Below are 7,757 nucleotides of genomic sequence, written 5' to 3'. Positions count from 1 at the left end.
AATCTGCGGTACGGGAAGTTCTAGTTCTTACGGAAGAGAAGTTTCAAGAGCTTTTCGATCAGTTTTTGTCGAGTCTGCCCAATTATATCAAGGGTTTACTCGGTGTTTCTGTCTGCGAAAGTTGAGTTAGCTATATAAATAAACTGCTGTGCACCTATCCTCGATAAGCACTACCTGAGCGTACTCATGCCGCCAGCTCGGAAAAGGCTACCCTACAACACACGGAGAGACCCACTTACCGCTGCTTCCTTCCGGACCTGACGGGGTTCATGGGCTTCCGTTGCATAGGACCCTTTCGTCAACACCGCGCACATGAGCCAGACCTCACATAGTGCAAACCTCAGATAGGCATCGACCCCGCTATAGCGGATTGCGGGTTACAGGGCACCGCTACCTCCCCGTCTAGCACAGCAAACTTTATAAGCATGTTTTGAACACAGTTGTTCTTCAACTGTACCTATCATTATAACGAAAGCAAGTAGTTAAAGCAAGTGTTAATTTTTTTCATAGGGTCAACAAAAGCCAGGCGCTCTGTCGTCACCCAGCCCGTCCTTTTTTCGCCTCAGGTGGACATTCCCTTAGCCGCTTTCTTTTGTTCCCTTAAGCGGCGGAAAAAATCTTTGAGCAAGTGTTGGCACTCCTCCCGGCGGATGCCGGCAATCACGTCTGTTTGATGGTTCAGGCGCTCATCTTGTAAGGTATTGTGCAAAGAGCCGGCATAGCCCGCCTTCGGGTCTTCCGTGCCATAAATGACCCGCCTTAAACGTGCTTGCACAATGGCGCCCGCACACATGGGGCAAGGTTCTAAAGTGACATACAAATCACACCCTGCCAACCGCCATCCTCCAAGCCGCTCACAAGCTTGCTGGATGGCCATCAATTCAGCATGGGCCAGCGGATTCCGGTCAATCTCACGTCTGTTATAACCTTCACCAATCACTTCTCCCTCTTTAACGATGACCGCACCAATGGGGACCTCGCCCAATGTTTCCGCCTGTTTGGCCAGCTGAATGGCGCGTGCCATCCACTTTTCATGTTCACTTTGTGCTGACAACGCTCACTCACGTCCTTTGTTCAGCTGCTTGTCCATCCTTCTCCCTTCATCGTGACATACTCCCACCACCTGCGCTGACGCTTAGAGGTGGGGGCTTTATCCCCATCGCTCCCTTTTCTCTTGACTGATATTATGTGATCTCATCACCCACCCATGCTTATTTCTCAATCACGCGCGGGTCAAGGGCATCTCTTAAACCGTCCCCTACAAAATTAAAGGCCAGCACCGTCATTAAAATCATCAGTCCTGGAAAGGTTGGATACCACCAGGCGGTGCGGAAAATGGTCACGCTTTGGGCATCAGTCAGCATGTTTCCCCAGCTCGGTGTAGGCGGCTGCACCCCTAACCCCAAGAAACTGAGTGTTGATTCAGTAATGATAATGCTGCCGACACCTAATGTGGCCGCCACAATAATCGGACCCATAGCGTTGGGCAAAATCTGGGTGAAGATAATCCGCAAATTGGACATGCCTGTCGTCCTGGCGGCCAGCACAAACTCCCGCTGCTTCAAGGTCAAGAATTCACCCCGCACCAGGCGGGCTGTCCCCATCCAGCCAAACACGGCCAGCACAAAGATAATGGTGGTCAGTCCTGGTTGCAGGAAAGCAACCAAGGTAATCAAGAGGAAAATACTTGGAAAGGAAATCAACACATCTACTGTGCGCATCAATATGGCATCAATGCGTCCCCCATAGTAACCAGCAATAGCGCCGACCAGGGTGCCAATGGTAATCATAATGGCCATGGCCGAGAAACCGACCATCAGAGAGACCCGTCCCCCGTACAAGACACGGGTAAAAATATCCCGTCCCACATGGTCAGTGCCCATCAGGTGCTCTTTGCTGGGCGGTTGCAAACGGTTGGCTAAGTCTTGCTTGTGCGGTTCATACGGGGTCAGATATGGAGCAAAGATGACCGCCAGAATGATAATAACCAGACACACCAACCCTACCACAGCTAACTTGTTCTGGAAGAACTTTGCCAGCATCATCGACCACAGGGAACGCCGCTCGCCTATGGTGACCGCTTCAGGGGCTGCCGGTGTTTGCGCAGCAGGCAGTTGGTGATGAACTTGGGACATCTTGTACTGCACCTCCTAGTACTCTATGCGCGGATCAACGATGGCGTATAAGATATCGGCCAACAGGTTGCCGATGACAACCAATACAGCACTAAACATCGTTAAGGCCATAATCACCGGATAGTCCCGTTGAAAGACAGAATTAATAAACAACTGGCCAATGCCCGGCCAACTGAACAAGGTTTCCACGACGACCGAGCCGCCGATAAAGGTGGGCAACATTAAGCCGAAAATGGTAATCACCGGAATCATGGCATTGCGTAAACCGTGCTTGTAAATGACGGTTCTTTCTCTGAAGCCCTTGGCCCGTGCCGTGCGGATATAATCTTGACGGATCACCTCCAGCATGCTGGAACGGGTGTAGCGCATGAGACTGGCCATATCATAGGTGCCCAGCACAATCATGGGCAAAATCAAATGGTGAATCCGGTCCCAGATACTAAATGGGGCATTAATGGTTTGAATGCCTCCAGCCGGAAACCACCCCAATTGAACAGAAAAGATCATCAATAACATCAGTCCCAGCCAAAAGTTGGGCGTCGCCACACCAATAAAGGAAAAAGTAGTGACCGAGTAATCCAGCGTACTGTATTGCCGGGTCGCCGACAGCACCCCAAAGGGAATGGCCAAGATAATGGCAAACAGCGAGGAGGCAATCATCAAGACAAGCGTATTGGGCAAGCGCTCCATAATAATATCAGCCACCGGCCGGCGCTGGACATAGGAGGTGCCCAGTTCCCCTTGCAGAATATTACCCATCCACTTGAGATACTGGACATGGGGCGGGTCATTTAAACCTAGCCGTTCCGCCATGCGTTCGCGGTCTTCTGGCGAGATGGTAGGATCCATCAACATGCTGGCCGGGTCCCCCGGTGCCAGGTGCATAATGGCAAAGCTGAGGATGGAGATGCCGAGTAAGATGGGGATGGTCATGATTAAACGGCGTAAAATATATGCTGTCATCTTGAGCACCCTTTACTGTCGATTATGTCAGCTTGTCCTTATTCAAGGGAAGAGAATGGGGAGCTTTCATCCCCCATTCTCCTTTCTTTTCTAATTTACTGCTCCAGCCACCATTCATGGGCTTTATAGAACGGTACGCGCGGATGGTGGGTAAAGCCGTGCAGGTTTTTGGGATAAGCCACGTTATCCATAGGGTAATTTAAGAAGACATACGGCAAATCTTCAGACAAGATTTTAAAGATTTCTTGTAACAATTCTTTGCGCTTTTCTTCATCCAGTTCTACTGCTGCTTCATCCATCAGTTTATCCAATTCTTCATTCACATAGCTGATGTTGTTTAAGCCTTGCTCAATTTCAGCAGAGTGAAAAATTTGCTTCGGGTTAGGATCAGTTCCTAAGGCCCAGCCCAGGATAACAGTATCAAAATCATAGTTAGGCGGATTGATGGTATCCAGGAATGCACCCCATTCCAATGATTTCGGGGTAGCTTTAATGCCTACTTCCGCTAACTGCTCTTGCATAATCACCGCAGTATTACGGCGGGCAATATTCTCTTCGTTGTACAAGATTTCAATCTCAAACTTCTTGCCATCCTTTTCAAGCACACCGTCAGACCCCGGTTCCCACCCTGCCTCAGCTAACAATGCTTTGGCTTTTTCAGGATCATATTCATAAACAGTCAGCTCATCGGTCCAAGCCCAGCTCAAGGGGCTGACAGGCCCATGGGCCACTTCCCCGTGTCCATCCAAGGTCGCATCAATGATTGCTTGTCGGTCTAAGGCATGGGCAATGGCTTGACGTACCCTCAAATCCTGGAAAAACTCATTTCGAAAATTAAAACCAAAGTAGTTATACGCATAGCGTAAAATTTGGCTAATATTGACATGGTCAAAGGTTTCGACGGTGGAAAATTCTTCAGATGGGAAGGCCCCCATTTGAATGTCACCCGTTTGCAGCTGCAACACTTGAGCATTGGAATCTCCGGTGATTTTAACGGTGATGCTGTCTAAGTAGGGACGGCCTTCAAAGTAATCTTCATGGGCCACTAAACGGACATATTGCCCCTCGACCCATTCATCAAATTTAAACGGGCCGGCGCCGATGGGATTGCGGTTAAACTCATGCTCGCCCAGCTCTGCAACAGGCACATCACCCAAGATATGTTCTGGCAATAACTCATAACCCGCTGTGATAGGCCAGGCAGCATCCGGTTTTTTCAGGATAAATTTCACTGTGTAGTCATCAATTTTCTCTACCGTTTCCAAATTCTCAAAATAGGACTTGCGCGGTCCGTCATAGTCCTCATGCAGAGGAATGCTGAAGGTAAACACGACGTCATCAGCGGTCACTTCTTCCCCGTCATGCCATTTTACCCCTTCATAGATGCGGTAAATATGCTCCAGCCCGTCTTCGGACACTTCAACAGGTTCACCGAGATGGGGCACCACATTAAGATTTTCATCTGTACGCATTAATCCGGCAAAGATCAAAGCTTCAATGTCGCCGCTGGCCGTATCTTGAGAATACAGGGGATTAAACAACTGGGGATTACCGGTTTGCCCATAAATCAGGTCCCCGCCATACTGGGGTTCACCAGCGGTTTCCTCCGCTGCTTCCTCTTCTGTTTCTTCTTCCTGGGTCGCATCATCCTGAGGCGCGGGCTCTTCTCCTCCTCCCCCGCAGGCCGCAAGCGTCATGGAGAACACAAGCATTAAACCAAGCAGAATGATAAAGCGTTTGTTTAACTTCACACCTATTTCCCCCTCTTTTTAGTTTTAACCTCTTTTTAGTTTTAATGAGTTTTTAGGTTTAATGAGTACCCTAATTAGAAGAATGGGACAAATATGCAGCTTAACCCCGAACCAACGTCTCTCACTACAACAGCATCCCCCCTTTGCCAGAATCAAAGCCAAGACTGAATCTTCATTCAGCCGGTTCAAGCTATCGTAACGCTCGTCTACTGTTGATACAGGTGACAAGCAACCATATGCTTTGGCTTCACTTCACGCATGTGAGGCACTTCTGTTTTACAGTGTTCCATCGCCATGGGGCAGCGGGTATGGAAGACACAGCCTGAGGGCGGATTGGCCGGGTTAGGCACATCCCCTTCCAAAATAATGCGTTCCCTTTTCTTCACGTTAGGATTGGGGCGCGGCACGGCTGACAAAAGGGCCTGGGTATAAGGATGCAACGGTTCTCTGTATAAACTGTTCTTATCCGCAATCTCCATCAATTTACCCAGGTACATCACGCCCACACGGTCACAAATATGTTTAACCACTCCTAAATCGTGGGAGATAAATAAATAGGTCAGTTTAAATTCATCCTGTAAGTCTTTCAGCAGGTTAAGCACCTGGGCTTGAATGGATACATCCAAAGCCGAAACAGGCTCATCGGCAATGATCAGCTTGGGTTGCAGGGTCAGCGCCCTGGCAATGCCGATGCGCTGGCGCTGCCCCCCTGAAAATTCGTGGGGATACCTGTTGCGCCAGTTAGGGTTAAGGCCAACTTTTTCCAACAATGCAGCCACCCGTTCTTGCCGTTCCTTTTTGCTGTACAGGCGGTGGACGGAAAAGGGCTCTTCCAAAATGGTCCCGATCGTTTTGCGCGGATTAAGGGAAGAAAACGGATCCTGATACACCATTTGCATGTCCCGGCGAATGGGGCGCAGCTGGCGTTCGCTCAAATGGGAAATGTCTTGCCCGTCAAAAATAATTTGTCCGTCGGTCGGTTCATACAGGCGGATAATCGTCCGGCCGGTGGTGGACTTTCCACAGCCGGATTCGCCCACTAACCCCAATGTCTCACCCTGTTCAATATGAAAACTGACATCATCAACCGCCTTGACATAGCCGACTGTCCGTTGCAAAATACCCGCTTTGACTGGAAAGTACTTTTTCAGATGGCGGACTTCCAGTAAATACTTGGACTCGGCCGCAGTTTGTGGTTTGCTCTTTCCGGCTTGTGTGATCATTGCTGTTCTCCTTCCTGGTACAAATGACAACGGACTTTGTGCCCTGGTTCTATTTCTTTCAGTTCCGGCAGGGTATGGAAACAGGCTTCTGTCGCTTGTGCACAGCGGGGGGCAAAACGGCAGCCTGCAGGGTAATTTTCCGGTGACGGCACGTTACCGGGAATGGAGTACAGCCGTTTCGCTCCGCCTTCAATGGAGGGCACGGCAGCCAACAACCCCGCTGTATAGGGATGCAACGGATTGTTAAACAACTCATTCACGGAGGCTTCTTCCTGGATCTGGCCGGCGTACATGACAATGACCCGTTCGGCCAGCTCTGCCACAACACCCAGATCATGGGTAATCAGAATGATTGAGGAATCAAACTTTTCTGACACCTTTTGCATTAACTCTAAAATTTGAGCTTGAATGGTCACATCCAAAGCCGTCGTCGGTTCATCAGCTATCAACAATTTGGGATTGCAGCTCATGGCCATGGCAATCATGACGCGCTGTCTCATGCCCCCAGACAAACGATGCGGATAATCATCAAGGATTCGTTCGGCCCGTCCGAAACCGACCAGTTTTAAAAGCTCTACCGCCCGCTCCCGTGCTGCTTTTTTCCCCATTTTTTTATGGTACCGCATATGGTACCGCAAGACTTCTGTCAGTTGTTCTCCGATCGTCAACACAGGATTTAAGGAGGTCATCGGCTCTTGAAAAATCATGGAAATCTCATTGCCTCGCACTTTAAACATCTGTTCCTCACTGAGCTGTACCAGGTCTTGTCCGTCAAACAAGATTTGGCCCTCAACGATTTTTCCACCTGGAGAAGGCAACAACCTCATGATCGAAAGCGCTGTCATACTTTTGCCTGACCCTGATTCTCCTACCAGGGCCACAGTTTCCCCTTTGTTGACCTCAAAATCAATACCGTCAATAATAGGTAGTGCTTTCTTCTTATTGTAAAAATAGGTTTTGAGGTTTTTTACTTCCAACAGTGCTGACATTTGTGTATCCACCGTCCTAGTATCCATATCACGCTGTATTTTATCCAAAGGTGTCACTTTTAACAATGTACACGTTAGGTATACATCATTAAGAATTGATAATCCATTTAAATCATTTAGTATTCTGTAAATTACAAACTTCATTCGGCTCACAATGTATTTTACCTAGATACACCGTTCATTGTCAATGTTTTTGTCAGGAAAGTGTGAGTCAAGTATTTCCGGGCAGAGTTTTTNTGGCAAAGACATGCATGGTGGATTCCGCGCTTCCCATGGGCCGCATTCCTGTGGTGTCTATGCCCTGCTCTTGAAGCCATTGCCGGTAATCTTCCACAGCTTGTGGATGTTTTTCGATCTGCTGGATCAGCTGTTCAAGTCGCGCTTCTTGCTCTGCCGTCTGTAGTGTCCCCACGGCACTGTTCAGTTCGGTTAATAGCCGTTGGCTGTCATAGGCCTCAAGGGCCTCCTGCATCTGACGGTACCGGGGATGCTTGCGGCACAGCCGGCGAATCTCTCTGGCCAAGTGAAAACGGTCCATGCAGTAGAAGGCTCTCTCTTGAAAATATTCACGACAGGCCGTGATCCACTTCGCGCCGTCCCCATTGATCACCAGTTTGTGTTTGGTAGGGTCATAGTCAAATTCGTCCATCAAAAATTTCTCAAAAGCTTCCCAAAAAGGTTGTTCGCCATCATGTA

The 7,757-nt window shown here is 49.0% G+C and carries 7 protein-coding genes and 1 other RNA gene; all 8 read right to left on the bottom strand.

What is annotated here, in order from left to right:
• Positions 1-146: 146 nt before the first annotated feature.
• Positions 147-411: signal recognition particle sRNA large type (gene ffs, locus IEW48_RS15835), an RNA gene on the bottom strand.
• Positions 412-562: 151 nt separating this feature from the next.
• Positions 563-1,054: a tRNA adenosine(34) deaminase TadA gene (gene tadA, locus IEW48_RS15830; RefSeq protein ID WP_188624602.1), complete on the bottom strand. Its 492-nt coding sequence runs from the start codon at positions 1,052-1,054 to the stop codon at positions 563-565.
• Between the two features lie 157 nt (positions 1,055-1,211).
• Positions 1,212-2,135, bottom strand: a complete 924-nt coding sequence (gene opp4C, locus IEW48_RS15825; protein ID WP_188624601.1) for an oligopeptide ABC transporter permease — start codon at positions 2,133-2,135, stop codon at positions 1,212-1,214.
• Between the two features lie 15 nt (positions 2,136-2,150).
• The gene (locus tag IEW48_RS15820) at positions 2,151-3,098 is read right to left on the bottom strand and encodes an ABC transporter permease (protein ID WP_188624600.1); all 948 of its coding nucleotides are present in this window, start codon (positions 3,096-3,098) and stop codon (positions 2,151-2,153) included.
• Positions 3,099-3,193: 95 nt separating this feature from the next.
• Positions 3,194-4,849 (bottom strand): peptide-binding protein, encoded by a 1,656-nt coding sequence (locus IEW48_RS15815; RefSeq protein ID WP_371874896.1) that lies wholly within the window; start codon positions 4,847-4,849, stop codon positions 3,194-3,196.
• A gap of 206 nt (positions 4,850-5,055) precedes the next feature.
• Entirely contained in the window at positions 5,056-6,072 is a 1,017-nt protein-coding gene (locus tag IEW48_RS15810) for an ABC transporter ATP-binding protein (RefSeq protein WP_188624599.1), read from the bottom strand.
• Complete coding sequence (locus IEW48_RS15805) at positions 6,069-7,061, bottom strand: ABC transporter ATP-binding protein (protein ID WP_188624598.1); 993 nt, start codon at positions 7,059-7,061, stop codon at positions 6,069-6,071. Before IEW48_RS15805 ends, IEW48_RS15810 begins: the two co-directional genes overlap by 4 nt.
• A gap of 211 nt (positions 7,062-7,272) precedes the next feature.
• Positions 7,273-7,710: a UPF0236 family transposase-like protein gene (locus IEW48_RS15800; protein ID WP_443092719.1), complete on the bottom strand. Its 438-nt coding sequence runs from the start codon at positions 7,708-7,710 to the stop codon at positions 7,273-7,275.
• Between the last annotated feature and the right edge of the window lie 47 nt (positions 7,711-7,757).

This window comes from Caldalkalibacillus thermarum, from assembly GCF_014644735.1.
Taxonomy (GTDB): Bacteria; Bacillota; Bacilli; order Caldalkalibacillales; family Caldalkalibacillaceae; genus Caldalkalibacillus; species Caldalkalibacillus thermarum.
Note: the sequence above shows the minus strand (reverse complement) of the source record. Positions and strands in the feature narration are given on the sequence as shown.